This window comes from Microbacterium sp. Leaf179, from assembly GCF_001423785.1.
Classification (GTDB): domain Bacteria; phylum Actinomycetota; class Actinomycetes; order Actinomycetales; family Microbacteriaceae; genus Microbacterium.
The window spans coordinates 852,755-879,753 of sequence record NZ_LMPH01000001.1; the positions used below are offsets into that span (position 1 = coordinate 852,755).

Consider the following 26,999-nt stretch of genomic DNA (forward strand, 5'->3'; position numbering starts at 1 on the left):
CGCGAGGGAGCGCGGGGATTTCACGCGGCCGTCTCGCCCGGCGCCAGGGCGGCGCGGGCGGTTCTGCCGAGAATGACGAAGTCGCCGAGAAGGGTCCAGTTCTCGACGTAGGAGAGGTCGAGGCGTACCGACTCCTCCCAGGACAGTGACGAGCGGCCGCTGACCTGCCAGAGACCCGTGATGCCGGGCTTGGCGAGGAAGCGACGGTGCACGTGGTCGGCGTACAACGCGACCTCGGACGGCAGAGGCGGACGCGGGCCGACGAGCGACATCGAGCCGCCGATGACGTTGAACAGCTGGGGGAGCTCGTCGAGGCTGAACTTGCGCATGATGCGGCCGATGCGTGTCACGCGCGGATCGTTCTTCATCTTGAACAGCACCTCGTTGCCCGCATCGCGCTGCTGCGCGGCGAGCTCCTGCAGGAGCTCTTCGGCGTTGACGACCATGCTGCGGAACTTGATCATCGTGAACTCGCGGCCGCGGAATCCGACGCGTGTCTGCCGGAAGAAGACGGGCCCGTCGCTGGTGAGGCGCACGGTGATCATGAGGAAGAGCAGGAGGGGGCTGAGCAGGACGACGCCGATGGAGGCGGACACGAGGTCGACGCTGCGCTTGAGGAAGCTCTGGCCGCGCGAGAACTTGGGCGTCTCCACGTGGATGAGCGGCAGCCCCGCCACCGGCCGCGTGTGCAGACGGGGACCGGCGATGTCGATGATGCTGGGGGCGAGCACGAGGTGCTGCTTGCCCGCTTCGAGACTCCAGGAGATCTGCTTGACCTTGTCGGCCGGCAGATCGTCGGCGCTCGTGATCGCGACGGTGTCGGCGCCGGTGGCATCGAGGGCGCTCGTCACATCTCCGACGTGTCCCATCACGGGGATGTCGGTACCGGGGATGACGTCGGCGATCTTGCCGTTCGGCACGCAGGCGCCGACCACGCGGTAGCCGGCGCTCGGCGTGCGGGCGAATTCGCGAGCGAGCTGCGTCACCGACGCGAGCGAACCGACGAGGAGCACGTTTGCCGAGTACTTGCCGGTCGAGCGCTGGACGATGAGCCAACGACGCCACATCCAGCGGGTGAAGATGAGCACCAGAATGCCGAGGGGGAGGCTGATCAGGAGGTACCCGCGGGCGACGTCGATCTGGGTGAGGAAGGCGATGATCGCGACGGTGCCGAAGAGTCGGAAGCTGGCGTCGGCGATGCGCACGTACTCTTGCGAGCCGGTTCCGATGACCCGGTCGCTGCGGGAGTCGACGAAGGCCAGGGCCCACATCCACGTGAGGATGAGGAGGGCCGAGAACACCCAGTACGACAGGTCGGAGATGCGGGAGTCGCGCCCCGCGGCGACCTGAGCGTTGCCGAGACCGAACCACAGCAGCTGGGTTCCGTACACGACCCACGTCAGGGAGAACAGGTCGGTGAGGGCGAGATTGCGTCGATAGCGACGGCGCCACGGAACGTGTCGGCTGGAGGCGGGCTGGGAGATCCGCTCAGCACGAGGGGTGACGGGGAACTCCGCGTCGAACGACGGTGTCGCGCTTTCCCTGAGGTCGAACGTCACGTGTGTAGCTCCTCCCCCCGGGTCGAGCTCGTCGGTTTCACCTCGTGAACAATAACAGGGAAGATTCACCCGACAAGTCACCTAGCGTTTCCTGTCATCTCGCCGTCAAATGCCGGAAACCGGGGCGGCATCACCCAGAGGGTGAATCTTGGGCCCGACGGGGAGCGTCCCCTACACTCGGGCAGCGGGTCGGCCCTCTCGCCGGACCTGCACACGCACCCGCCGAGCGAGGTGTCGCACCGCCCGCCCGAAGGAACACAGATGTCCCGCGTCTCGACGCCCTCGCGACGTTCTCGCCGTCGGCGCCGATCCGCCGGACTGATCGCGGCCATCGTCGTCGCCGCCGTCGTGCTCGTCGCGGTCGCGGCGACCGTCGCCTTCTCGCTCGGCCGCGCGGCCGACGTCGTGGCATCCGCGACACCGTCGGCCACGGGCACGCCGACTCCCTCCGCCACGCCGTCTCCCTCGGTGACCCCCACGCCGACGCCGACGCCGACCCCGCCCCCCGCACCGGCGCCCCTGTCGCCGGCGGCGCAGTCCTGCGACGGTCGTCCGACCCTCATGAGCGTGTGGGCGCATCCCGACGACGACATCATCTTCGGCAACCCGGCCATCTCCGACGCCATCTCGGCCGGCGACTGTGCGCGGACCGTCTTCCTCACCGCCGGCGACGCGGGCAAGGGGCGGGGATACACGTCGTCGCGGGAGCTCGGCATCCTGCGCGCGTACAACTCCATGCGCGGGGTGAGCGGATTGTGGGACACCGACGAGATCGTGCTCGACACGGGGATGCACGTGACCCGTCTCACTCCGCAGAACGATCCACGTCTGTCGGTCGTGTTCGTGCGCCTCCCCGACGGCAACATCACCGACGGGGGATTCGCCTCGACCGGCCACGCGACGCTCAGCAAGCTGCTCGACGGGACGATCTCCACGTTGTCGCCGACCGATGACTGCCCCGATGTGACGCTCGCTCAGCTGTCGGACAGCCTCATCGAACTCGCCGAGGCGTGGCAGCCGAGTACCGTTCTCACCCACATCCCGCGTGGCAGCGCCTTCGCGGCGGGAGACCACCCCGATCACTCGGTCACCGGCACCCTCGTGCGTGACGCCCTCGGGTCCCTCCCCGCGGTGGCACCCGGCATCCGGTACCTCGTGGGGTACCCGTCGGAGAAGCTGCCGAGCAACCTCGACGGCGAACAACTGGACGCCAAGATCGAGACGTACCGCGTCTACACGCAACAGGACGAGGTCATCCGGTGCGCCGATCGGTCGGCCTGCCTCGGTACCCGGCGGTTCGGCGAGTGGCTGCAGCGGTCGTACCCGAAGAGCGAGGCCGAGCTGCAGATGGGCTGAGCCCCGAGGGTTCAGTCGGCCTGCAGCTCCTGCTCGACGCGGGCGCGGGCTTCGCGCTCGGCGATGATGTCGACGAAGTCCTTCACCGGTGCGTCGGCGAACTTCTCGACCGCGACCACCGCTTCGTGGTGGACCACGTCGGGCTCGGCCTCGGGGAAACGGTCGTGGAGACGTTCCTCGACGCCGGAGACGGTCGCGTCCTTGTCGAAGCCTTCGCTGCGCTGCGTCATCGGTCGTCCTCAGTGCTGGTAGGTGCCGTGGACGATCGCGCGTCCGAGGGTCGAGAAGGCCAGACCGAACGAGACGGCGGCGGGAGTGGCATCCGGATCCGCCCCGAGGGAGTCGGCGCCCACCGCGTGGACGACGAAGAAGTAACGGTGGGGCTGATCGCCCTTGGGGGGAGCGGCGCCCAGGAAGCCGGCTTGACCTCCGTCGTTGCGGACGTGGAACGCACCGGCGGGGAGCTCGCCGCCCGCGAATCCGGCCGGGATCTCGGTCAGGTCGGCGGGGAGATCGACGAGGACCCAGTGCCAGAAGCCGCTCGGCGTCGGGGCATCGGGGTCGAAACAGGTGATCGTGAACGACTTCGTCCCCTCGGGGACGTTCGACCAACGTAGGTGCGGGGAGGTGTTGCCTTTATCGGCGACCTGGGCGTCGGAGAGCGGCTGCCCCTCGCGCACATCATCACTGACCACGTCGAACGCCGCCACGGAGGGGAGGAGCGGATACGGGTCGGGCGACTGCGCACGCGTGAGGTCGGTCATGACGGAACTCTAAACACGGCGGTCGTGGCCCCCCGAGGGGTTGCCGAGGCGGGAACGGAGAGGTAACGGATGCCGGAACTCACCGCGCCAGCGCGAGCAGCGATCGTGCGGCTTCGCGGCATCCGTCGGGGGCGGGCAGACCGTAATCGACCTCGACGACCGTTCTGAGGTCGTCGGCCAACTGCTCGACGGACGGGCGGGAGGAGAGCGCCGCCAGGATCGGGAGGATCAGGTCGTCGTATTCGTCATCGGGCCAGCCGTGGCCGATGTGATGCACGCCGATCGGGTCCCACTGGTTGAGGACGGCGCGTACGCGCAGGGCGGCGGGCGACAATGACCGCGGCTTCGAAGACGTCTGCATGGGGCGAGTGTCCCCAGTGGTCTTAGGTGCCGGCTGGGTGTCTTCGATGTGTGGGGTGCGTGCGCCGCGCCCCGGAGAGAGCGATCTCCGCCGGATGGCCACACCGTCCCCGCCGCGCGGCGGGGGTGTGCGGGTCGAGCCAGCGAAGGGGTGGGCGTGCGCGATACCGTCGAGACGGTGATGCCGCCGCGACGACCCGAGTGCAGAGCGGCACGGCACGAAGAAGAACGGAGCCACCGTGAGCGACGCACAGCCGCCGTCCCCCGACGAATCCCGGGACGGCGAGCCCTCGCGCGACGCTGACGCGGCGTTCGCCCGGGCGCGCCGTGTCGTGGTGACTCGACGGGTGGCCATCGCCGGAGGTCTCACGCTTCTCGGGCTGGGCGGAGGGGCGCTGCTCTATCGTCAGGCGCGGCGCTCGGACGGCCCCGACGGGGCGTGGGTGCCGCTGGCTCCCATCGTGCCCGGACCGCTGCCGTCTGCGGTACCGACCTCGCCTGCCGCCGAGCCCCCCGGCCTCGACACCACGCTCGCGGTGTGGGCCCACGCCGACGACGACATCATCTTCGCCAACCCCGCGCTCGCCGGGGCCATCCGCAGCGGCGGGACCGTGCGCGCCGTCTACGTCACCGCCGGCGACGCCGGGCGGGGCCTCGCCTACGCCGAGAAGCGCGAGGCCGGCATCCGCGCCGCGTACGACTGCATGCGCGGAAGCACCGCGCCCTGGGCGACCACGCAGATCGAGCTGCACAGCGGTGCGCGGGTGACCCGCTTCGTCCCTTCGGACGATCCTCGGCTCTCGATCACCGTGCTGCGTCTGGCCGATGGAAACCTGGATGCCAAGGGGTTCCCCTCGACGGGGAGTGCCGGCCTGACGCAGCTCATCAACGGGACGACGTCGACCCTGCATCCGATCGACGGTGCACCCGAGTACACGCTCGCCATGCTGACGGCGACCCTCGCCGAGCTCGCCGATGCGGCCCGGCCCCAGCGCGTATCGACGAACGTGCCGCACGGCAGCGCCTACGCGCACGGCGACCACCCCGACCACTCCGCCGTGGGGTCGCTGATGCGTGCGATCGTGCCGACCGTCGGCATTCCGGCCGCAGCGGTGTCGTACTTCGTCGGGTACCCCTCGAAGCGCGAGCCGGCGAACGTCACGGGGGCCCTCCTCGACGACAAGGTCGACATCTACGAGACCTACGCCGCTCACGACCCGGTGGTCACGTGCGAGAACGCCTCGGCCTGTCTCGCCCAACCGGGCTTCGGGCAATGGCTGCGGCGGTCGTACGCCAAGAGCGACGACGAGCTCCGGCTCACTTGACGCCCGCTCAGCTCTCGGTCTCGCGCCGGGGCACCGACACGGCCAAGCGGAAGCCGCCGTCGACACCCTCGGCCGCGTGCAGGCGGCCGCCGAGGAGTTCGGCCCGTTCGCGCAGCCCCCGCAGCCCCGTGCCGCTGGAGGGGAGGCGCAGGCGGGCCGCCCGGGCGGCGTCGTTCTGCACGACCACGTCGATGCTCGAGGTGGAGGCCGTCGCGGTCACGCGAACGAGGGCTCCCGGTGCGTGCTTGCGCGCATTGGTCAGCCCCTCCTGCACCGTGCGGTACACCGCGCGCTGCACCGCGGGGGTGAGGTCGGAGGGGAGGTCGGCCTCGAGCCGGGCATCGAGTCCGCTGTCGGCGATCAGCCGGGGGAGGTCGGCGAGGGTGGGCTGCGGGGCGGGGGAGTCGGTGGTCGCTCCGTCGGCGCGCAGCACGCTCACCATCTGCCGCAGCTCGTCGAGGGTGCGTACCGAGAGCGTGCGGATGATGCCGGCCACGCGCCGCGCTTCGGGATCGGGCGAGGCGACCTGGAGCGCACCGGCCTGCACGGCCGTCAGGCTCACCTGGTGCGACACGACGTCGTGCATCTCGCGCGAGATGCGGGCCCGCTCCCGCCGCAGGACGTCCTGCTCATCGCGGCGGCGCTCGCTCTCTCGTGCGGCCGACAGCTCGGCGACCCGGGCGGACAGCTCGAGGCGCGTGCGCACGAGGGCGCCGAGCGCGATCGGGGTCGCGGCGTACATGAGGGCGTACAGGAGCGAGGGCGCCAGATAGTCGAGCGGGGGCAGCTGCCAGTCGGGGAGCAGGAAGCAGGCGAACGTGACTGCGCCCGCGCCCACCAGCAGCGGGATCCGCCGCACGCGCACCGCCACGGAGTACAGGGCGATGGGAGCGGCGACGGTCATGGCATCCACCACCAGCCCCGGGAGGACGAGGGCGAAAGCCACCCAGGGCAGGCGCCGGCGCACCAGGAGCCCCGCCACGGCGAGCAGCGCCCACGCCGACTCGATCGGGGACCACCCCGGCAGCGACACGGCCACGTCGAGCAGGGCCGCGGCGGCCAGGGCGACATCGATCGTCGCGTCGAAGACCCGGCTCCCGGCGAACGCCGCCCATCGCGCCCGGATCGCCGAGATCATCCGCGCCCGCCGCGACGCCCCGCGCGTTCGGCGATGAGCGCCGCCTCCAACCGCGACGAGACCGACATCTTGCCGAGGATGGCGCTCACGTGGTCTTTCACGGTGGCCCCGCTGAGATGCAGCCGCTTGCCGATCTCGGCGTTCGACTCGCCCGTCGGCAGGCAGGCCAGCACGTCGCGTTCTCGATCGGTCAGCAGCGCGACCCGTCGAGACGCCTCGCGGTCGGTCGCCCCCGCGTACCCCTCGACGAGGGTGCGCGAGACCTGGGGCGAGAGCACGACCCCGCCGGCCGCGAGCGTGCGCACCATCGCGGCCAGGTGCTCGGGAGCCGTGTCTTTGACGAGGAACCCCGCGGCGCCCTCGTGCAGGGCGCGCGCGATGTACTCGTCGGTGTCGAACGTCGTGAGGATGCCGATGACGGGGCGGTCCGCGTCGGCGGCGAGTTCCGTCAGGATCTCGAGCCCGCTGCGGCCGGGCATGCGGATGTCGAGCAGCGCCACGTCGGGCTTCTCGCGGCGGATCACCTCGACCGCGACGTCGCCGTCGACCGCCGCGACCACGTCGATGTCAGGGGAGGCGCCGAGGATCATCTCGAAGCCGGAGCGCACGAGCGCCTCATCGTCGACGACAACCACGCGGATCACGACAGTCACTGTACGCGCGGGGCTCCACGCGCGGGGCTCCGCCCGGGTGCAGGCGGGCGACAGAACGACGCCGCCCGCGGGGAGCGGGCGGCGTCGGGGTTCTTCGCGGGGCGAAGTCCGGAACGGGGTGCGATACGTGGGGCTCAGCACCCCGCCCCGGGGTCGGGGAGAGGTCAGTCCTCGGAGACGGTGACGGTGACCTCGATGTTGCCGCGGGTGGCGTTGGAGTACGGGCACACCTGGTGGGCGTCGTCGGCGAGCTGCTGGGCGAGGTCGTGCTCGATACCGGGCAGGACCACCTCGAGCAGGACGGCGAGCTGGTAGCCGCCCTGGCCGTTCGGGCCGAGGTGGACGCGGCCGCCGACCGAGGAGTCGTCGATCTTCACCTTGTGCGCGCGGGCGACGGCGTGCAGTGCGCTGTGGAAGCACGCGGCGTACCCGGCGGCGAAGAGCTGCTCGGGGTTGGTGCCCTTGCCCGAGCCGCCCAGCTCGGTGGGAGGGGCGACCTCGAGGTCGATGTAGGGGCCGGCGGTGACGTGGCCGGTGCGGCCCTGACCGGTGGAGACGGCTTCGGCGGTGTAGAGAACGTCCATGGGTGTTCCTTTCGAGGGGCGGGTGGGGAGGAGGAGTCGAGTGGGGCTCACGCGGGCGGCCGCGGCACTCCGGCGGCGGCGAGCACGGTGTCGGGGCGGTCGCGCAGGTCGCGCATCGCGTCGGTGAGCTGGTGCAGGGCGTCGATCAGCTCACGCGCGCTGTCTTCGTCGGTCAAGCCGGAGCCTGCGGCGATGCATCGGGGGACGTGCGCGAGTTCCTGTCGCATCTCGTGCCCGCGATCGGTCAGCGCCACGGTGACGACGCGCTCGTCGTCGGATCGGCGCGATCGGGTGAGGTAGCCGGCGGTCTCCATGCGCGCGAGCATCGGCGACAGAGTTCCGGAGTCGAGCTGGAGGGCGTCGCCCAGGCTGCTCACGGTCTGGTCCCCGTCGACCCACAGCGTCACCAGGGCGATGTACTGCGGATACGTGAGGTTCCACGGCTCGAGCAGCACCCGGTAGGCCTGGGTGGTCGTGCGGTTCGCGGCGTAGAGCGCGAAGCAGACGAGGTCGTCGACGGCGGGCATGACAGAAGCATTGCACACAACTCGGTTGTGCACAACTTTGTTGGATGCGCCTCATCGACAGCCAGTGCGCGGGGTCCGGACCGGACCCCGCGCACTGGGGTCACACCGGGCTGGACGCCTCGGTGTCGGGAGTCTCATCGTCGAGGGGATGCCGCGTCACCAGCAGTTCCGCCACGCGTCGTCGATCCACGGCCTTGACCTGGAGCGTGGCGCCGTCGACCTCGACCGTGTCGCCGACACGGGCCAGCCGGCCCAGGCGCTCGACCACGAAACCGGCGACCGTGTCGGAGGCGCCGCGGGGGAGGCTGACCCCCGTCGCCTCCTCGAAGTCCTGCAGGTTCAGCCGACCCTCGACGGTGCCGTGCTCGCCCTCGGCGAGGGGTTGCTCGGCGTCGGTGTCGTACTCGTCGAAGATCTCGCCGACGACCTCTTCGACCAGGTCTTCGAGCGTCACGATGCCGTCGGTTCCGCCGTACTCGTCGACGACGACGGCGATGTGGCTGCCCTCGGCGCGCATCGCGGTGAGCGTGGGCAGCACCCGAGCCGTCGACGGGAAGTACCGGATGGCGCGCATCACGGCGGCCAGGGGCCGCTCCGGGTCTTCGTAGAGGTCGCGCACGTGGACGAAGCCCACGACGTCGTCGATGGTCTGCTCGGCCACCGGGTACCGCGAGAACGGGAGGTCGCGCACCTGATCCATGGCTTCGGCGATGGTGCCGCCGGCATCCAGGGTCACGACCTCCGGTCGCGGGCGCATGACCTCGCTCACGTGGCGGTCACGGAGGGACAGGACGTCGTCGAGGATGCGCCGTTCGTCAGCCGGAAGCCCCTCGTGGCTCGACACGATGTCGCGAAGTTCTTCTTCGGTGAGCTCCTCACCGGTCTTGTTGGGGTCGCCGCCCAGGAGACGCACCAGCAGGTTCGTCGACAGCGACAGCAGCCAGATGACCGGTCGCATCAGCTTCGCGAACCCGTTCAGCACCGGTGCCGCCGCGTACGCGAACGCGGCGTTGCGCTGGATGGCGAGGCGCTTGGGCACGAGCTCGCCCAGAACGAGCGAGAGGTAGGCGATCACCAGGGTGAGCGCGATGGTCGAGACCGTGGCCGCGAGGCCCGGCTCGAGACCGAGACCCTCGAACAGCGGGGTGACCGAGGGGGCGATGGAGGAGGCGCCGTAGGCGGCCGACGCGAAGCCCGCCACGGTCACGCCGATCTGCACCGCCGACAGGAAGGTATTCGGGTTCCGGGCGAGCTCGGCGACCTTCTGTCCGCGCTTGCCTCGGGCGGCCAGGGCGTTCACCTGACTGTCGCGCAGCGTGACGAGGGCCATCTCGGTCGCGGCGAAGACTCCGCCGACGAGGACGAACACGACGACGAGAACGATGTTGAGGACGAGATCGTTCATCGCCTTCCCTCCTCCGATCCGCGAAGGACGGCACCCGGGGTCACCCGGGCGCTCGGACTGTGACCGTCGGAGTCGGCAGCGTGGCTCATGACGGAATCGTATTCAGGCGGGCCCGGGGCGGGCAGCTTCCCGTCCGGGCTTGCGTGGTCACGCCCGTTCTGCTTCAGCGGCCGGTGCTGACGACCGCGCCGTCGCCGGCGGAGATGCGGACGACGGCACCGCTCTGCATCTCGATCGTCCACGACCAGTCCCCTCCGTCGTCGTCGAGCTGCACCTCGTCGATGCGGTCGCCGCCCGGGTTCTGGGCGGCGGCGATGCGGACGGCGTCGGCCAACGTCGTCACCGCCGCATCGAGGGCGGCGCGCTCGTCGGCGTCGATCCCGTCGTCGTCGCTCCGGGACTGCACGGTCGCCCCGTCGGACGCGAGGTGCACCTCGACCTCGCGATCGCCGACGGCGACGTGGACCTCCCAGGAGTCGTCGTCGCCGCGGTCGAGGGCGAACGCGCGTCCACCGGCATCGGCCTCGGCGGTGTTCGCCGCCCTGATCGCGGTCTCGTCGGTGGCGGACGTGTTCGCGCCTCCGGGTGCCGGGGTGCAGGAGCTGAGGGCGAGAGCGCTGACGACGGCGAGCAGGGTGATGCCGGGGATGCGGGTCGAATCCATAGCGGCAGGTTAGCCAGCCCGCTCGCGCGCGCGGCGGTCGTTGCATCCGGGCGACCGCTGTGCGAGTGGTGCTTTAGCAAGCCGCGGGTGGAACGTCAACGGCAGGCCCGCGTACAGGTGGGAGTCGAACCATGGCGGTCATGAGCGAGATCACCGCACACCATGGACTTCTGACCGACATCGACCTGCACGTCGACGACACGGGCGGCACGGGTCGCCCCGTCGTGCTGATCCACGGATGGCCCCTCTCGGGCGAATCCTGGGCCCATCAGGTGCCCGCCCTCGAGGCGGCCGGCCACCGCGTGGTGACGTACGACCGTCGCGGCTTCGGCCGGAGCGACAAGCCCCGCACCGGGTACGACTACGACACGTTCGCCGACGACCTCGAGGCCGTCCTCACCGCCCTCGACCTGCGCGACGTCACGCTCGTCGGCTTCTCGATGGGCGGCGGCGAGGTCGCCCGCTACCTGACGCGTCACGGATCGGGTCGTGTGCACAGCGTCGTCTTCGCGGCAGCCGTGCCCCCGTACCTCGCGAAGACCGAGGACAACCCCGAGGGCCCCCTCGACGACGAGACCGCCGACGGCATGAAGCAGGGCCTGAAGGGCGACGAGAAGGCGTTCTACCACCAGTTCACGACGGACTTCTTCTCGGTCGACGGCGCGCTCGCCGTGCCCGCAGCCGAGCAGGTCGAAGCCGAACGCCTCGCGAACCAGGCCGACCACCACGCGGCACTGAAGTCGATGGAGGCGTTCGCCACGACCGACTTCCGCGAGGATCTGCCGAACGTGACCGTTCCGACCCTCGTCATCCACGGGGACAGCGACGCCACGGTGCCCTTCGAGGGGTCGGGCAAGCGCACGCACGAGGCCATCGCGGGCAGCGAGCTGCACGTGGTCGCCGGGGCCCCGCACGGCGTGAACGTCAGCCACGCCGACGAGTTCAACCGCGTGCTGATCGACTTCCTGCAGCGCTGATCGGTCCGCGTCCCTCTCTCGCCCGCATCCGCGGAGGACGCGCACACGACATCACGGACGCCCCGTCACCTCACCGGTGGCGGGGCGTTCGTGCGTGCGGGTGAGAACGCGCGATCCAACGGGTGAGTCGACGCGGGGGAGGCGCGGGGTGACCGGGTCGACGGCGACCTGCAGCCCTAGCCTGACGCGCATGAGCGACGAATCCGCCGTCCCGAGCCCCGCCCGGCGTGCCCGGCGTCGTCGGCCCCGCCGGTGGCGCGAGGGCGGCTCCACGACCGCGCGCTGGGACGTCGAGATGCTCGGCTGGGCCGTGCTCGCGCTAGGCGCGGGGGCGCTCGCGTCGCGCGCCGCGTCGGAGATGCTGCCCGTCGAGACCCGCGCGGCGTCGGCGCAGGCGGTGATCTGGCTCGCCTTCGCGGTGCCCGTCGTGTTCGCTCTCGGTCGTTCCCGTCCTCGCGGTCTGCTCGTGTTCCGAACGGTGGACCTGCTCTACGGGGTCGTGTTCGGCGTCCTCGTGCGCCTGGCCCAGGGGGCGATCGCCGGAGCCGGGGGAGAGCCGGCCCCCTGGCCGACGACGTTCTCGGCCGACGGCGCGCTGCCCACGTCTTTCGTCTTCGACGCCGTCGCCGGCACGATCGTGTCGTCCGCGGCGGAGGAGTTCTTCTTCCGCGGCGTCGTGCTCGTGTCCGTCTATACGGTGCTGCGACGATTCAGCGGCCCGGTTGCGGCCGGCGTGGCCGCGGCGGCCCTGTCGACCGGCTCGTTCGTCGGCGCGCACCTGCTGGTCGCGGCGCCCGGCTCGGTCGATGCGCCGACCCTCGGCATCCTGGGACTGGTCGCCAGCGCCCTCGTCCTCGGCTCGGGACGTCTGGGCGGCGCGCTTTTCACGCATATCGTCTTCAACGCGACGGGGTACGCCCTGATCGCGGTGGGGACCCTGTCGGCCTGAGCGGGCCGGCGACGTTTGGTGCTGGCATCCGGATGCCGTAGTCTTGCTCTTTGGTGCCCGCCTCTCTGCGAGCGGGTTGCCCGAACGTGAGCCCTCCACCGGCCCTGTTCCCCCGTCATCGGCGGGGAACGGACCACCGGAGCGGGATTCACGAACTCCTCCGTTCGAACAAGAAAGCAGCACTACTGTGACGCGCACTTTCACCCCCAAGGCCGCTGAGGTCACGCGCGAGTGGGTCGTTATCGACGCCACCGACGTCGTCCTCGGCCGTCTGGCCTCGCACGCGGCGGTCCTCCTCCGCGGCAAGCACAAGGCCACCTTCGCCAACCACATCGACTCGGGCGACTTCGTCATCGTGATCAACGCCGAAAAGGTGGCGCTCACGGGTCAGAAGCTCCAGAAGAAGAAGGCCTACCGCCACTCGGGCTACCCGGGCGGCCTCAAGTCGGTCACGTACGAGGAACTCCTCGACAAGAACCCCGTCCGCGCGGTCGAGAAGGCCATCCGCGGCATGCTGCCCAAGAACAGCCTCGGCGCGGCGCAGCTCAAGAAGCTCAAGGTGTACCGCGGCGCCGAGCACCCCCACGGTGCTCAGCTGCCCACGGCCTACACCTTCGACCAGGTCGCCCAGTAAGCGCCGCCGGATAAGGACGAAACAGTGTCGAACATCGACCCCAGCAACTACAGCACCGAGACGCCGGCCGAGCAGTCCGTCGTCGCGGCCGAGCGCCCCGTTCTCTCGGTTCCCGGCGCAGCCGTCGGCCGTCGCAAGCAGGCCATCGCCCGCGTGCGTCTGGTTCCCGGCTCGGGCACGATCACGGTCAACGGCCGCACGATCGAGGACTACTTCCCGAACAAGCTGCACCAGCAGCTGATCAACGACCCGTTCACGGTGCTCGAGCTCGCGGGCTCGTACGACGTGATCGCGCGCATCTCCGGTGGCGGCCCCTCGGGTCAGGCCGGCGCGCTGCGTCTCGGCATCGCCCGTTCGCTGAACGGCATCGACGAAGAGAACAACCGCCCCACCCTGAAGAAGGCCGGCTTCCTCTCGCGCGACGCTCGCGTCAAGGAGCGCAAGAAGGCCGGACTCAAGAAGGCCCGCAAGGCGCCTCAGTACTCCAAGCGCTGAGTTCGAAACTCCGGATGCCTCTTTTCGGCACGGACGGGGTGCGGGGGCTGGCCAACGGCCTCCTCACCGCCGAACTCGCGCTGCACCTGGCCCAGGCGACTGCTGTCGTCCTGGGCCAGGGCCGTTCGGCGGAGGCGCGGAAGGCCGAAGGCCGCCGCCTCACCGCCGTCGTCGCGCGCGACCCGCGCGTCTCGGGGGAGTTCCTCGCGGCCGCGGTCGCTGCGGGACTCGCTTCGTCGGGCGTCGACGTGCTCGACGCCGGGGTCATTCCCACCCCCGCCACCGCGTTCCTCATTGCCGACCATGACGCCGACTTCGGTGTGATGGTCTCGGCGTCGCACAACCCCGCTCCCGACAACGGGATCAAGATCTTCGCCCGCGGGGGCACCAAGCTCCCCGACGAGGTCGAGCAGCGCATCGAGCAGGCGCTCGAGGGCGAACGACTGCAGCCCACCGGGGCCGGCGTCGGTCGCATCCGTCGGTTTGCCGACGCGGAGGACCGCTACGTCCTGCACCTGCTGGGCTCGCTGCCGCACCGCCTCGACGGCATCCACGTCGTGCTCGACTGCGCCCACGGCGCCGCGGCCGGCGTGTCGCCCGAGACGTTTAAGGACGCCGGCGCGACGGTCACCGTCATCGGCGCCGAACCCGATGGTCTGAACATCAACGACGGCGTGGGCTCGACGCACCTCGACGTGCTCGCCGAAGCCGTCGTTCGCCTCGGCGCCGACGTCGGCATCGCCCACGACGGCGACGCGGACCGCTGTCTGGCCGTCGACGCGCAGGGCAACATCGTCGACGGCGACCAGATCATGGCCATCCTCGCGGTGGCGATGAAGCAGCGTGGTGCGCTCGTCGACGACACGCTCGTTGCGACGGTCATGAGCAACCTCGGCCTGCACCGCGCGATGGAGGCCCATGGCATCCGGGTCCTGCAGACCGGCGTCGGCGACCGTTACGTGCTCGAGGCCATGAACGAGGGCGGCTACTCCCTCGGTGGCGAGCAGTCGGGCCACGTCATCATGAGCCGCTTCGCGACGACGGGTGATGGCCTGCTCACCGGGCTGCACCTCGTCGCCGAGATGGCGCGACAGGGCAAGACGCTCGGTGAGCTCGCCTCGATCATGACGGTGTACCCGCAGGTGCTCGTGAACGTGCGCGGCGTCGATCGCGACGGCGTGCACGACCACGCGGTGCAGGAGGCTGTCGCCGCGTCCACCGCCGAACTGGGCGACTCGGGCCGCGTGCTGCTGCGCGCCTCGGGCACCGAGCAGCTCGTGCGCGTCATGGTCGAAGCCGCGTCCGAAGAAGACGCCCGCGCGCACGCGGACCGTCTCGCCGAGGTCGTGCGGGAGCGTTTGGCGCTCTGACACCGGCCCGTCGACGGGCTCACCGACCTTCGCGTGAGGTGGCTGAGCCGTCGACGGCGCGGTGTCAGTACTCGAGCGACTCGATGTAGCGCAGCAGGACGCCCTCGCGGAGCGCCCAGGGGGAGACCTCGAGCTCCTCGACGTCGAGGGCCTTCATCGCCCGCTCCACCACGATCGCGGCGGCGACGATCTGGAACGTGCGATCGGCGGTGATGCCGGGAAGGGCCTCGCGGGCGTCGGCGGGGATGCGTGCCAGCCGCGGGATCCAGTCCTTCAATTCCCGGCGGGGCAGGACCATGCGGTCGATGCCCGACCACCCCGGCACCGGGTAGCCTGCGAGCTTCGCGAGCGAGCGGATCGCCTTCGACGAGCCCACGACGTGGTCGGGACGGGGGAGCGCGGCGAAGCGCTCGGCCACCGGCGCGAGCACCGTCATGGCGTGCTGGCGCAGCGCGTCGATCTCGTCGGCGCTCGGCGGATCGTGCGGGAGGAACTGCACGGTCGAACGGCCCGCGCCCAGGGGCACCGACTCGGCGAGATCGGGCAGCTCGTCGGCACCGCCGGCGATCTCGAGCGACCCGCCGCCGATGTCGAACAACAGGATCTGCCCGGCCGACCAGCCGAACCACCGCCGCACCGCGAGGTAGGTGAAGCGCGCCTCGGTCTCGCCCCCGAGCACCTGCAGGGGCTGGCCCAGGGCCTCCTCGATCAGCGCGATGACGGCCTCGCCGTTGGTCGCATCGCGAACGGCCGACGTCGCGGTCGCGAGCAACTCGTCGACGCCCTCGGCCTTGGCCGTCGCGCAGGCCGCGGTCACGGCATCCACGAGGCCCTTCACACCCTCGGGCGAGATGGACCCGTCGGGCTGCAGATACCGCATGAGGCGCAGGACCGAGCGGTGCGAGGTCGTCGCGGTGGGACGACCTCCGGCCCGGGCGTTCGCGACGAGCAGATGGACGGTGTTCGAACCGATGTCGAGGACTCCCAGGCGCACGGTCCGAGCGTAGTGGGGCACGCGGTGACGGGGTGATCCGCGGGGGAGGAAGGCGACGCCGGTAGCATGGGCGGGTGTCCGCCGCCGAGACCGCCGCTCCCGCGCCGTCGCTGAGCCCCTACCGCCAGATCGATCGTGACGACTGGGCCCGCATGGCCGGGGGGATCGCGCAGCCGCTCACCGACAACGAGATCGTGCAGCTGCGGGGCATCGGTGACCGCCTCGATCCGCGCGAGGTGGCCGAGGTGTACCTGCCGCTCAGTCGTCTGCTGAGCCTGTACGCGCGGGCGACCCGCCGACTCGGCGCCGACACGAGCGAGTTCCTGGGCGAGCCCGATGCCACGACCCCCTTCGTCATCGGTGTGGCGGGGTCGGTGGCGGTGGGCAAATCGACCATCGCGCGCCTGCTGCGCGAACTCATGAGCCGCTGGCCCGACACTCCCCGCGTGGAGCTCGTGACGACCGACGGCTTCCTCTATCCCAACGCCGAGCTCGAGCGACGCGGGTTGATGGACCGCAAGGGCTTTCCCGAGTCGTACGACCGGCGGGCGCTGGTGGAGTTCCTCAGCGAGGTGAAGTCGGGCGCCGGCGAGGCCCGGGCACCGTTCTACTCGCACGTGCGGTACGACATCATGCCCGACGCCCATGTGAGCGTGCACCGCCCCGACGTCGTCATCGTCGAGGGGCTCAACGTTCTGCAACCGCCGCCGTCGCCCAACGAGGTCGCCGTCAGCGACCTGTTCGACTTCTCGATCTACGTGGATGCCGACGCGGCACACATCGAGCGCTGGTACGTCGACCGCTTCCTGGCGTTGCGCGACAACGCGTTCACCAACCCCACGTCGTTCTTCCGGGTCTTCGCCGACATCAGCGACGACGAGGCCGTCGAGCGGGCCCTGGGGTACTGGCGCGAGATCAACCTGCCGAACCTCGAAGAGAACGTGCTCCCCACGCGCCACCGCGCGAAGCTCGTGCTGCAGAAGGGCGCCGACCACACCGTCGAGTCGGTGCTGCTGCGCAAGCTCTGAGCCGGCGTCGTCATCCCGATGGCGGGGTGCAGCGCGCGGCGTCCCGGTACTACGGGGTCGTCTCACACGCGCGCTGGCGAGGTGCGCGCTGCGCGCTACCGATCGACTACCTAGGGCTGCGCAGAGGCACTACGCATTACCGGGTTCCCGACGCGAACCGGTAGCCGACGCCGTTCACAGATTCCTCACAGGCGACTTAGCTGACCCCACGGCTGTCTCCGGCGGCCGTGATGGGTGCCGCCACGGCATCCGGGTACCAAGGGGAGTGCTTCATGGATCGCGTGCAGCGGGGAGCGCCGGGCGTCGAACCCGGCGGGGTGACGAGAAGACGTGGGCTGTGGACCGGCAGTCGACTCGGACGAACGGCCGTCAAGACGGTCGCGGCCGTCGGCGCGGCTTCACTGAGCTTGTTCGGCGGCGTGACAGCCGCCCAGGCGGCGGCGGGCGACGAGGCACGCGCGACCGGGACGTTCCTCGGCGGGAGCATCCTCACCTCGCTCGACCTCGACGCGATCGCGCAGATCAACGGCGCTGCCGCCGAGAACAACGGTGTGCAGGAAACCGTCGCCAGCTACAACACCCTCGACCTGACCGCGCTCGGAACGGTCAACGTCACCGTGAGCCCCGGCGTGCAGATCCCCCTGAACCTCGGCTCGCTGGGCGTGGTCGGGCAGTACGCGAGCGCGAGCCCGGATGCGTCGTCGATCGGAGCGTCGGGTGCGGTCGGCTCGGGCGGCATCATCGGCACCGGAGCCCCCGCCGCCGGGCCCCTGACCCTGAACCTCGGCACGGCCGTCGACGCGCTGGCGCCGACCGTCGGCAGTACCCTGACCAACGAGATCGGCAACCTCGATCTCACCCTCGGGGTCTCGAGCTCCCGCGCCGAGCTGGCCGCCGCATCGGGTGGCCCCGCGGGTACTTACACGATCGCCGGCGGACGGCTCGTGATCCAGAGCCAGACGCTGCAGAACCTGACCGGGACGATCAACACCACGGTGGGGGGCCTGCAGACCACCGTCGACAACGTCGACACCGGTATCACCTCTGCTCTGCAGTCGCTGCTCGGCCCCGTCAACCTGCTCATCGCGGCCAACGTGCAGGTCGGCACGACGAGCCTCACCGGGGCCGTCAGCGGGCTTCTCACCGAGCAACTCACCTCTCCCCAGTACCCCGGCGTCGCGATCGATCTCAGCACCGGCTCGATCCTCGTCGACCTCGATCAGATCCAGCCGCTGAACGGCCAGGCGCCGGGCACCGAGGTGCTCAGCGGCGCCACCGTCGACGCCATCCAAGCCGCGGTCGTCGCGCTGGTCGACGGTCTGCTCGACCGCGTCACCACCACCCTGACGGAGGCCGTGCGCGGACTGAGCGTCACCGGTGGTGCGCGACTGGGCCAGCTGAACGTGGTGACGCTGAACACCACGGTCGGCGCGATCCTGGACGGCAACGTCAGCAACGTCACGGTCGCGGGTATCTCGGTACCGGGCGGCGTGGGTGCCATCGTCGGCGCACTGGCGACGCCTCTGCGCGGACTGGTGACGAACATCGGCGGATCGGTCGATGCCCTGATCACGCCGGTGAACAACCTGGTCAGCCCCGCCATCGACGCGATCGTGCCGTCGGTGGCGAGCATCACCGTCAACAACCGCAGCAGTGAGGCCGAGTTCACGGCATCCGGAATCTTCTCGATCACCGCCGCGATCGTCACGGTGCTGCCGCCGCTGTCGGGTGGCGTCACCCTCGAACTCGCGAACGCGACGGTCGGCCCGAACGTCGTCGACGACAACGCCGACGTGGCGATCACCGCTCCGACCGACGGTCAGGAGTTCGTCGTCCCGGGCCCCACCGACACCACCACGGTGAACGTCGAGGGCACCGGAGAACCCGGCGAGACCGTCACCGTCGCCATCGCCGGTCAGCCCGATCAGACACCCACGATCACCCCGGAAGGGACCTGGACTGCCCCGTTCACCGGGCTGGCGCCGGGAAGTTACACGGCGACGGTGACGCAGGCCGCCGACGGGTCGACCGACACGGTGACCTTCGTCGTGGCCGCGGCACCGGACGTCGCCATCGCCGCCCCCACCACGGGCCAGATCATCGTCGTCGCCGACGCGGGTGACCTCACCCCGGTGACGGTGTCGGGTACCGGCTACGTCGGCTCGGACATCACCGTCGGACTCGCCGGGCAGACCCAGACGGTCCCGGTCGACGGGGCCGGCAACTGGACCGCGACCTTCACCGGAATCGGCGTCGGCTCGTACACCGCCACCGCCAGTCAGGACTTCGACGACTCGAGCGACACGGTGAGCTTCACGGTCGCGGAAACCCCCGACGTCGTGATCGGCCAGCCCGGTCCGGGCGCCGAGTTCGCCGTGGGAGGCCTGACACCGACGACCACCGTGGGCGTCTCGGGCTCCGCCGCGCCGAACGCCGCCGTGACCGTGACCCTGAACACCGGAGCCACGCAGGACACGGTGGCGGCGGCCGACGGAGCGTGGAACGTCGAGTTCGTGGGGCTCGGCATCGCCGAGTACACCGCGACGGCGACCCAGGATGCCGACCAGTCCACCGATTCGGTGACCTTCGAGGTCGTGCTCGCGACCCCGGTCGACATCACGAGCCCGGCCAACGGCGATGAGCTGCTCGTCGCCGGACCCGACGCGACGCGTGCCGTCACCATCACGGGAACCGGTCAAGCCGGCGCCGAGGTGCAGGTGCAGGTCGCGCTGGGCACGTCGCGGACGGCGACGGTGCCGCCGTCGGGTATCTGGACGGTGACCTTCCCGGCCCTGCCCGTCGGTTCCTACACGGTGTCGGCGACGCAGGACATCGATCTCAGCACCGACATCGTCACCTTCGCGGTGGCGGCCCAGGTGGCCGACGCCGAGGCCGACGTTCTCGACCTCGTCGACGTCGACGTGGACGTGCTCGACCTCGACGCCCTCGACGTCGATGTCGACGTGACGGACGCGGATGCGGTCGACGCGGACGTCGACGCGGATGCGGATGCGGATGCGGATGGTGCGGATGCGGAGGCGTTGGATGTTCTTGACGTCGATGTGCCTGACGTGCTCGATGCCCTCGATGTCGACGCGGACGTGGACGTGCTGGATGCGGATGCGGATGTGCTGGACATCGATGCGGATGCTGATGGTCTCGACGTCGACGTGCTGGACGCCGATGCGTTGGACATCGATGTGCTCGACGCTGACGCGGACGTGCTCGACATCGACGCGGATGGCGCGGATGCGGACGCGGATGCGGATGCCGATGCGGATGCCGATGCCGATGCCGATGCCGATGGTGCGGACGCGGAGGCGTTGGATGTTCTCGACGTCGATGTGCCTGACGTGCTCGATGCTCTCGATGTCGACGCAGATGCGGACGTTCTCGATGCCGATGCGGATGTGCTCGACATCGATGCGGATGCTGATGGTCTCGACGTGGACGTGCTGGACGCGGCTCTCGATGTCGACGCAGATGCGGACGTTCTCGATGCCGATGCGGATGTGCTCGACATCGATGCGGATGCTGATGGTCTCGACGTGGACGTGCTGGACGCCGACGCGTTGGACGTCGATGTGCTCGACGCTGACGCGGACGTGCTCGACGTCGACGCGGATGGCGCGGACGCGGAGGTCGTGGATGCCGATGCCGATGCCGATGCCGATGCGGATGCCGATGCGGATGCGGATGCGGATGCGGATGGTGCGGATGCGGAGGCGTTGGATGTTCTCGACGTGGACGTGCCTGACGTGCTCGACGCTCTCGATGTCGACGCAGATGCGGACGTTCTCGATGCCGATGCGGATGTGCTCGACATCGATGCGGATGCTGATGGTCTCGACGTGGACGTGCTGGACGCNCTCGATGTCGACGCAGATGCGGACGTTCTCGATGCCGATGCGGATGTGCTCGACATCGATGCGGATGCTGATGGTCTCGACGTGGACGTGCTGGACGCGGACGTATTGGACGTCGACGTGCTCGACGCTGACGCGGACGTGCTCGACATCGACGCGGATGGCGCGGACGCGGAGGTCGTGGATGCTGACGGCGCGGACGCGGAAGTGACAGACGCGGATGGTGCTGACGCTGATATCGCCGATGCCGATGCCGATGCCGATGCCGATGCCGATGCCGATGCCGATGCCGCGGATGTGGATGTCGATGTGGCCGATGTTGATGCGGACGCGGACGCGGACGCGGATGGTGCGGACGCGGAGGCGTTGGACGTCCTCGATATCGACGTGACCGACCTGCTCGACGCTCTCGACATCGACGCGGACGTCGACGTGTTGGACGCGGATGCGGACGTGCTCGACATCGATGCGGACGCTGATGGTCTCGACGTCGACGTGCTCGATGCCGACGCGTTGGACATCGACCTGCTCGACGCCGACGCGGACGTGCTCGACATCGACGCCGACGGTGCAGACGCGGAGGTGGCGGACGTTGACGCCGACGTGGCTGACGCTGACGTGGCTGACGCTGACGTGGCTGACGCTGACGCTGTGGACGCCGACGTAGCCGATGCGGATGCCGACGCCGACACAGCTGACGCCGATGTTGCCGACTCTGACGCCGATGTGGCCGACGCGGATGCTGCTGACGCTGACGTGGCTGACGCCGACNGCGGATGCCGACGCCGACACAGCTGACGCCGATGTTGCCGACTCTGACGCCGATGTGGCCGACGCGGATGCTGCTGACGCTGACGTGGCTGACGCCGACGCCGTGGACGCCGACGTAGCCGACGCGGATGCGGATGCGGATGCGGATGCCGATGCCGATGCCGATGCGGCTGACGCCGACGTCGCTGACGCCGACGCTGCTGACGCCGATGTTGCCGACGCCGACGCCGACGTTGCTGACGCTGACGCGGCCGACGTGGATGCCGATGCTGCTGACGCCGACGCCGACGCCNAGCCGACGCGGATGCGGATGCGGATGCGGATGCCGATGCCGATGCCGATGCGGCTGACGCCGACGTCGCTGACGCCGACGCTGCTGACGCCGATGTTGCTGACGCTGACGCCGACGTCGCTGACGCTGACGCTGCTGACGCCGATGTTGCTGACGCTGACGTAGCCGACGCGGATGCCGACGCCGACACAGCTGACGCCGATGTTGCCGACTCTGACGCCGATGTGGCCGACGCGGATGCTGCTGACGCTGACGTGGCTGACGCCGACNACCCCCGACACGCTCGGCCTCATCTCACCCTCGTGACGTGGCTGACGCCGACGCCGTGGACGCCGACGTAGCCGACGCGGATGCGGATGCGGATGCGGATGCCGATGCCGATGCCGATGCGGCTGACGCCGACGTCGCTGACGCCGACGCTGCTGACGCCGATGTTGCCGACGCCGACGCCGACGTCGCTGACGCTGACGCTGCTGACGCCGATGTTGCTGACGCTGACGCCGATGTGGCCGACGCGGATGCTGCTGACGCTGACGTGGCTGACGCCGACGCCGTGGACGCCGACGTAGCCGATGCGGATGCCGATGCCGATGCGGCTGACGCCGACGTCGCTGACGCTGACGCTGCTGACGCCGATGTTGCTGACGCTGACGCCGATGTGGCCGACGCGGATGCCGATGTTGCTGACGCTGACGCTGACGCTGACGCTGACGCTGACGCTGACGCTGACGCCGACGCAGCTGACGCCGATGTTGCCGACGCCGACGCCGACGTTGCTGACGCTGACGCGGCCGACGTGGATGCCGATGCTGCTGACGCCGACGCCGACGCCGACGTTGCTGACGCTGACGCTGATGTGGCTGACGCTGACGCGGCCGACGTAGATGCCGATGCTGCTGACACCGACGTCGCTGACGCTGACGCAGCTGACGCCGATGTGGCTGACGCCGACGCCGACGCTGCGGATGCCGACGCTGACGCTGACGCCGACGTGGCTGACGCGGACGCGACCGACGCCGATGCCGACGTGGCAGATGCCGACGCGACTGACGCGGACGTTGCCGACGCGGACGTCGCCGACGCGGACGCGACCGACGCCGACCCGACGGACACCGCCCGGGCCGACGTGGTGGTCGAGCGGATCGTTCGCGGACCCGATGCTCGACAGAACGTCGTCGTCTCGGGCTTCCAGCCCGGCGAGACCGTCTTCGCGACGGTCAACTCGACGCCCTTCGAGCTGACGCCGGTCACCGCCGACGCAACCGGAATGGCGCGGATGTCGTTCGCGGTCGGTCCCGACTTCGAACTCGGTGCTCACCGGGTCGATGTGCGCGGATCGATCACCGGTGATCTGCCGGCCGAGCGTGAGAACACCGACTTCGTGGTGGTGGACTCCGAGCGGAGCGGGCCGGCCGGCAACGGAAACAGCGGCGGCAATGGCGGGCTGGCCCGCACGGGTGTCGAGGTCCAAGCGCCGCTGATGGCGGGAGGAGCGGCGATCCTGCTCTTCCTCGGAGCGGGCCTGTGGGCACTGCGTCGCCGCGAGGTCGTGAAGGTGGACGACGGTGAGTGAGACGACTCTGGTGGAGGACGCCCCCGCAGCGGGGCTGGGAGAGGGGCGTCCTCCCGCCGTGCGGTCGAGCAGGGCCGCGGCGGTCGCCGCCATCGTGACCCTCGCGATCGTCGCGGGCTACGCCTTCGTCGCCGGATCCTTCACGGTGCCGACCAGTCCGACCCGCCCGATCGTGTCGGAGGCGTTCTCTCCGTACTTCTCGCAGCGGTGGAACGTGTTCGCGCCGAACATCATGAAGGTCAACCGCAATCTGCAGATTCAGGTGCAGTGGCGCGAGGGGGACGAACTGGTGCGCAGCGAGTGGGTCGACGTCACCGACCTCGAATTCACCTCGGCTCGCGGCATCCCGATGCCCTCGCGCATCTCGAAGAACAGTTTCAACGCCGCGCAGGCCTTCTTGACGAGATACCAGGCTCTGGATGACGCGCAGCGCGAGCGTGTGCGCGACACCTTCATCCGGGGTCTCGGCGGGGGATCGTATTCGCCCATCGGCGTCGACGAACTGCTCGAGGAGCTCGACGAGGTCGGCGGCAGCCGCGCCGCGGCGGTGCGGTACCTGCGCTACGACTACATGCTCGTGCGCTTCGCCGCCGCCTTCGGCACCGCCTACTTCGACCGTGATGTCGAACGCGTGCGGTGGCGCCTGCAGCACGACCGCCCGAACGACTTCCTGCACCGTTTCGATGAGGAGCGCCAGACCGAGCTGTCGTACACGACGTTCGGGTGGCGGCAACCGGGCACCGCGCCGACCGACGAGGTCGTCGCCATCTACGACGAGGTCATCGAGAGGTACACGGGACGATGAGCGTGTTGGCATCCCTTTCCCGCCCGGCCGCCGTGCGCGAGCGCTTGGCGCCGTCGCGCCTGTGGTCGCGCTTCGTCGGGTGGCTCACCGAACGTCCGCACGCGACGATCGGGTTCTCGATCCTGCGCATCCTGCTGGGCGTGTCGATGCTCATCGTGCTGGTCCCGAGCTACGCCGACCGGCGCTACCTCTGGGGAGCCGGGGCGTGGTGGGTCGACCCCGAGGCGAGTCGACGCGGATGGTGGGAGCCGCTGCGCGTGTTCTTCCCGAAGGACAACGCGGTCGTCTTCGAGATCTCCTTCCACCTGCTGATCGTCCTCGCCGTGCTGTTCATCGCGGGCTGGAAGACCCGGTGGGTGACGCCCGTCGTGCTGGTGCTGTGGGTGGGCCTGTCGACGAACACGACGCTGCTCGGCAACGGCGGCGACACGTTGATGCGCATCGTGCTGCTGTTCGCGGTCTTCGCCGACCTGAGTCGTCATTTCTCGGTCGACGCGTGGCTGCGTCGACGCCGGGGCGATCGGGTCTCGCGCTGGGCTTCGCGTCGACCGGCCCGGATGCCGACCTGGATCGGGCCCTGGCTGCACAACACGGTCCTGATCCTCTGCGTCTTCCAGATCCTGCTCGTCTACCTCGTCTCGAGCGTGCTGAAGCTCGAGGGGGAGGAGTGGCTGAACGGCACCGCCATCTACTACGCCCTGAGCATCGAGCAGTTCCACGTGCTGCCGGCGCTCAGCCAACTGGCGTGGCAGTCGGCGCCCGTGGTGGCGCTGGCGACCGGGCTGGCGCTCTGGGTGCAGCTGCTGTTCCCCGTGCTGATCCTTTGGAAGCCCACGCGTTACGCCGCGGTCGTGCTCATCACGGGCATGCATCTGAGCATCGCAGTGCTGCTGGGCCTGTGGCCGTTTTCGCTGACGATGATCGCGCTCGACCTGCTGCTCGTTCGCGACGGCTCATGGGAGCGGCTCGCCGCGCGCGCGCGAGGGCTTCGACGGGGTTCGCTCAGTCCCGCCACGTAGACTCGGACCCATGTGCGGAATCATCGGTTACGTGGGTCCCCGGCAGAGCCAGGACATTCTTCTGGCGGGTCTGTCGCGGCTGGAATACCGGGGTTACGACTCCGCTGGGATCGCCGTCATCGACGGTCAGGGCGGGCTCGGCATGCGCAAGCGAGCGGGCAAGCTCGCGGTGCTGCGCGACGACCTCGAGTCCTCGCCCATGCCCAACGGCACCACCGGGATCGGCCACACGCGATGGGCGACGCACGGCGGTCCGACCGACGCCAACGCCCACCCCCATCTGGCCGACGACGACAAGCTCGCCGTCATCCACAACGGCATCATCGAGAACTTCGCCGAGCTGAAGAGCGAGCTCGTCGGCGAGGGCTTCGCCTTCCGCAGCGAGACCGACACCGAGGTCGCCGCGGTCATGATCGGCCGCGAGTACGCCCGTACCAAAGACCTGGTGCAGGCGTTCCGCGCCGTCGTCTCGCGTCTCGAGGGCGCGTACACGCTGCTCGCCATGCACGAGGATCACCCGGGCCTGGTCGTCGGCGCGCGCCGCAACTCGCCCCTGGTCATCGGGCTCGGTGAGGGAGAGAACTTCCTCGGCTCCGACGTCGCCGCCTTCGTCGAGCACACCCGCAACGCGCTCGCCATCGGTCAGGACGAGATCGTCGCGATCACGCCCGACGGCGTCGAGGTCACCGACTTCTCGGGCGCGCCCGTCGAGGTCGAGGCCTTCGAGGTCACGTGGGACGCGTCGGCCGCCGAGAAGGGCGGCTGGTCGTCGTTCATGGCCAAGGAGGTCTCGGAGGAGCCCGAGGCCGTCGCGAACACCATCCGCGGTCGCATCCACGAGGGCCGCGTCGAGATCCCCGAGCTCGAGGGGCTCGACGACTTCCTCGCCGACATCGACCGCATCCTCGTGATCGCGTGCGGAACGGCCGCCTACGCCGGCATGGTCGGCAAGTACGCGCTCGAGACGTGGACCCGCGTTCCCGTCGACGTCGAGCTCGCCCACGAGTTCCGCTACCGCGACCCGGTGCTGTCCGCGCGCACGCTGGTCGTCTCGATCAGCCAGTCGGGCGAGACGATGGACACGCTCATGGCCGTGAAGTACGCCCGCTCGCGGGGGGCCAAGACGCTGTCGATCTGCAACACGCAGGGTGCCACCATCCCGCGGGAGTCGGATGCCATCGTCTACACGCACGCGGGACCCGAGGTCGCCGTGGCCTCGACGAAGGCCTTCGTCGCGCAGATCACCGCGCTGTACCTTCTCGCCCTGCACGTGGGTCGTGTCCGCGGAGCCATCGACCCGGTCGTCGCCGTCGAGGCCGTCACCGAGCTCGAGGCCGTTCCGGGCAAGATCGCCCGCGTGCTCGAGACCGAGCAGGCGCGCATCGAGCAGCTGGCGCACTGGATGGCCGACACCCGCTCGGTGCTGTTCCTCGGTCGCAATGTGGGGTACCCCATCGCGCTCGAGGGTGCTCTCAAGCTCAAAGAGCTGGCGTACATCCACGCCGAGGGCTTCGCTGCCGGTGAGCTCAAGCACGGCCCCATCGCGCTGATCGAGCCCGGCCAGCCCGTCTTCGTCGTCGTGCCCTCGCCGCGCGGCTCGGGCGAGATGCACAAGAAGGTCGTCTCGAACATCCAGGAGATCCGCGCCCGCGGCGCCCGCGTCATCGCGATCGCCGAAGAGGGCGACGTCGCCGTGCTGCCCGCGGCCGACGAGGTGCTGCGCATTCCGCTGGCGGCCCCGCTCTTCGAGCCGCTGCTGGCGGTCGTGCCGCTGCACATCTTCGCGATGAGCCTGGCCGAGGCCAAGGGTCTCGACGTCGACCAGCCGCGCAACCTGGCGAAGTCGGTGACGGTCGAGTAGTCGTCTCGTGCGAAGGGGCCGGATGCCGTG

General features: G+C 69.9%; 24 protein-coding genes. 13 read left to right on the plus strand and 11 right to left on the minus strand.

From position 1 onward, the window contains the following. Positions 1 to 20: 20 nt before the first annotated feature. The gene (locus tag ASF96_RS03945) at positions 21 to 1,559 is read right to left on the minus strand and encodes a sugar transferase (protein ID WP_082509271.1); all 1,539 of its coding nucleotides are present in this window, start codon (positions 1,557 to 1,559) and stop codon (positions 21 to 23) included. 261 nt (positions 1,560 to 1,820) lie between these two features. Here ASF96_RS03945 and ASF96_RS03950 point away from each other — a divergent pair, with 261 nt between their 5' ends. Then, the gene (locus ASF96_RS03950) at positions 1,821 to 2,915 is read left to right on the plus strand and encodes a PIG-L family deacetylase (RefSeq protein WP_055936114.1); all 1,095 of its coding nucleotides are present in this window, start codon (positions 1,821 to 1,823) and stop codon (positions 2,913 to 2,915) included. Between the two features lie 11 nt (positions 2,916 to 2,926). Here the strand turns inward: ASF96_RS03950 and ASF96_RS03955 are convergent, their stop codons facing one another. The 3 genes from ASF96_RS03955 to ASF96_RS03965 all read right to left on the minus strand — a co-directional run bounded on the left by ASF96_RS03955 (position 2,927) and on the right by ASF96_RS03965 (position 4,040). Next, entirely contained in the window at positions 2,927 to 3,145 is a 219-nt protein-coding gene (locus ASF96_RS03955; RefSeq protein ID WP_055833876.1) for a three-helix bundle dimerization domain-containing protein, read from the minus strand. A 9-nt stretch (positions 3,146 to 3,154) separates the two neighbouring features. Continuing rightward, positions 3,155 to 3,679, minus strand: a complete 525-nt coding sequence (locus tag ASF96_RS03960) for a YbhB/YbcL family Raf kinase inhibitor-like protein (protein WP_055936116.1) — start codon at positions 3,677 to 3,679, stop codon at positions 3,155 to 3,157. A gap of 79 nt (positions 3,680 to 3,758) precedes the next feature. After that, positions 3,759 to 4,040, minus strand: coding sequence for a hypothetical protein (locus ASF96_RS03965; RefSeq protein WP_156458716.1), 282 nt, complete (start codon positions 4,038 to 4,040; stop codon positions 3,759 to 3,761). A gap of 238 nt (positions 4,041 to 4,278) precedes the next feature. Between ASF96_RS03965 and ASF96_RS03970 the strand changes: the two genes are divergently transcribed. After that, complete coding sequence (locus ASF96_RS03970; protein ID WP_055936119.1) at positions 4,279 to 5,364, plus strand: PIG-L family deacetylase; 1,086 nt, start codon at positions 4,279 to 4,281, stop codon at positions 5,362 to 5,364. 7 nt (positions 5,365 to 5,371) lie between these two features. Here ASF96_RS03970 and ASF96_RS03975 read toward each other — a convergent pair whose 3' ends face one another. From ASF96_RS03975 to ASF96_RS04000, 6 genes are all read right to left on the minus strand, one after another. Next, positions 5,372 to 6,502 carry a sensor histidine kinase gene (locus ASF96_RS03975; RefSeq protein ID WP_055936122.1) on the minus strand — a complete coding sequence of 377 codons (1,131 nt, stop codon included), beginning with the start codon at positions 6,500 to 6,502 and terminating at the stop codon, positions 5,372 to 5,374. Then, a complete protein-coding gene (locus tag ASF96_RS03980; protein WP_055833888.1) occupies positions 6,499 to 7,146 on the minus strand; it encodes a response regulator in 648 nt (215 codons plus the stop codon). The genes ASF96_RS03975 and ASF96_RS03980 overlap by 4 nt, the downstream gene beginning before the upstream one ends. A 173-nt stretch (positions 7,147 to 7,319) precedes the next feature. Beyond that, a complete protein-coding gene (locus ASF96_RS03985; protein ID WP_055833891.1) occupies positions 7,320 to 7,739 on the minus strand; it encodes an organic hydroperoxide resistance protein in 420 nt (139 codons plus the stop codon). A 47-nt stretch (positions 7,740 to 7,786) separates the two neighbouring features. Continuing rightward, positions 7,787 to 8,266 carry a MarR family winged helix-turn-helix transcriptional regulator gene (locus tag ASF96_RS03990; RefSeq protein ID WP_055833893.1) on the minus strand — a complete coding sequence of 160 codons (480 nt, stop codon included), beginning with the start codon at positions 8,264 to 8,266 and terminating at the stop codon, positions 7,787 to 7,789. A gap of 100 nt (positions 8,267 to 8,366) precedes the next feature. Then, positions 8,367 to 9,671 carry a hemolysin family protein gene (locus tag ASF96_RS03995; RefSeq protein WP_055936125.1) on the minus strand — a complete coding sequence of 435 codons (1,305 nt, stop codon included), beginning with the start codon at positions 9,669 to 9,671 and terminating at the stop codon, positions 8,367 to 8,369. Positions 9,672 to 9,834: 163 nt separating this feature from the next. After that, a complete protein-coding gene (locus ASF96_RS04000) occupies positions 9,835 to 10,335 on the minus strand; it encodes a PepSY domain-containing protein (RefSeq protein WP_055936128.1) in 501 nt (166 codons plus the stop codon). A gap of 140 nt (positions 10,336 to 10,475) precedes the next feature. Here ASF96_RS04000 and ASF96_RS04005 point away from each other — a divergent pair, with 140 nt between their 5' ends. From ASF96_RS04005 to glmM, 5 genes are all read left to right on the plus strand, one after another. After that, positions 10,476 to 11,312: an alpha/beta fold hydrolase gene (locus tag ASF96_RS04005; protein WP_055835851.1), complete on the plus strand. Its 837-nt coding sequence runs from the start codon at positions 10,476 to 10,478 to the stop codon at positions 11,310 to 11,312. Between the two features lie 190 nt (positions 11,313 to 11,502). Continuing rightward, positions 11,503 to 12,261, plus strand: a complete 759-nt coding sequence (locus ASF96_RS04010) for a CPBP family glutamic-type intramembrane protease (protein ID WP_055936131.1) — start codon at positions 11,503 to 11,505, stop codon at positions 12,259 to 12,261. 187 nt (positions 12,262 to 12,448) lie between these two features. Next, a complete protein-coding gene (gene rplM / locus ASF96_RS04015; protein WP_055833904.1) occupies positions 12,449 to 12,895 on the plus strand; it encodes a 50S ribosomal protein L13 in 447 nt (148 codons plus the stop codon). A gap of 24 nt (positions 12,896 to 12,919) precedes the next feature. Further along, a complete protein-coding gene (gene rpsI / locus ASF96_RS04020; protein ID WP_055833907.1) occupies positions 12,920 to 13,390 on the plus strand; it encodes a 30S ribosomal protein S9 in 471 nt (156 codons plus the stop codon). 14 nt (positions 13,391 to 13,404) lie between these two features. Then, a complete protein-coding gene (gene glmM, locus ASF96_RS04025) occupies positions 13,405 to 14,760 on the plus strand; it encodes a phosphoglucosamine mutase (protein ID WP_055936134.1) in 1,356 nt (451 codons plus the stop codon). 64 nt (positions 14,761 to 14,824) lie between these two features. Here the strand turns inward: glmM and ASF96_RS04030 are convergent, their stop codons facing one another. After that, complete coding sequence (locus ASF96_RS04030; RefSeq protein WP_055833911.1) at positions 14,825 to 15,754, minus strand: Ppx/GppA phosphatase family protein; 930 nt, start codon at positions 15,752 to 15,754, stop codon at positions 14,825 to 14,827. Between the two features lie 74 nt (positions 15,755 to 15,828). On the opposite strand from ASF96_RS04030, the gene coaA reads away from it, so the two are divergent. The 6 genes from coaA to glmS all read left to right on the plus strand — a co-directional run bounded on the left by coaA (position 15,829) and on the right by glmS (position 26,969). Beyond that, complete coding sequence (coaA, locus tag ASF96_RS04035) at positions 15,829 to 16,782, plus strand: type I pantothenate kinase (RefSeq protein WP_055833914.1); 954 nt, start codon at positions 15,829 to 15,831, stop codon at positions 16,780 to 16,782. Positions 16,783 to 17,054: 272 nt separating this feature from the next. Next, positions 17,055 to 20,650: choice-of-anchor G family protein (locus tag ASF96_RS17610; RefSeq protein ID WP_442922467.1), on the plus strand; the 3,596-nt coding region annotated here is incomplete at its 3' end. Between the two features lie 1,368 nt (positions 20,651 to 22,018). Beyond that, positions 22,019 to 23,284, plus strand: coding sequence for a hypothetical protein (locus ASF96_RS17335; RefSeq protein WP_235560521.1), 1,266 nt, complete (start codon positions 22,019 to 22,021; stop codon positions 23,282 to 23,284). After that, positions 23,277 to 24,089 (plus strand): DUF5819 family protein, encoded by an 813-nt coding sequence (locus ASF96_RS04055; RefSeq protein WP_156458717.1) that lies wholly within the window; start codon positions 23,277 to 23,279, stop codon positions 24,087 to 24,089. The genes ASF96_RS17335 and ASF96_RS04055 overlap by 8 nt, the downstream gene beginning before the upstream one ends. Before the next feature lie 5 nt (positions 24,090 to 24,094). After that, positions 24,095 to 25,108, plus strand: coding sequence for an HTTM domain-containing protein (locus ASF96_RS04060; RefSeq protein ID WP_162239398.1), 1,014 nt, complete (start codon positions 24,095 to 24,097; stop codon positions 25,106 to 25,108). A gap of 10 nt (positions 25,109 to 25,118) precedes the next feature. Then, complete coding sequence (glmS, locus tag ASF96_RS04065) at positions 25,119 to 26,969, plus strand: glutamine--fructose-6-phosphate transaminase (isomerizing) (RefSeq protein ID WP_055936147.1); 1,851 nt, start codon at positions 25,119 to 25,121, stop codon at positions 26,967 to 26,969. Positions 26,970 to 26,999: the final 30 nt, after the last annotated feature.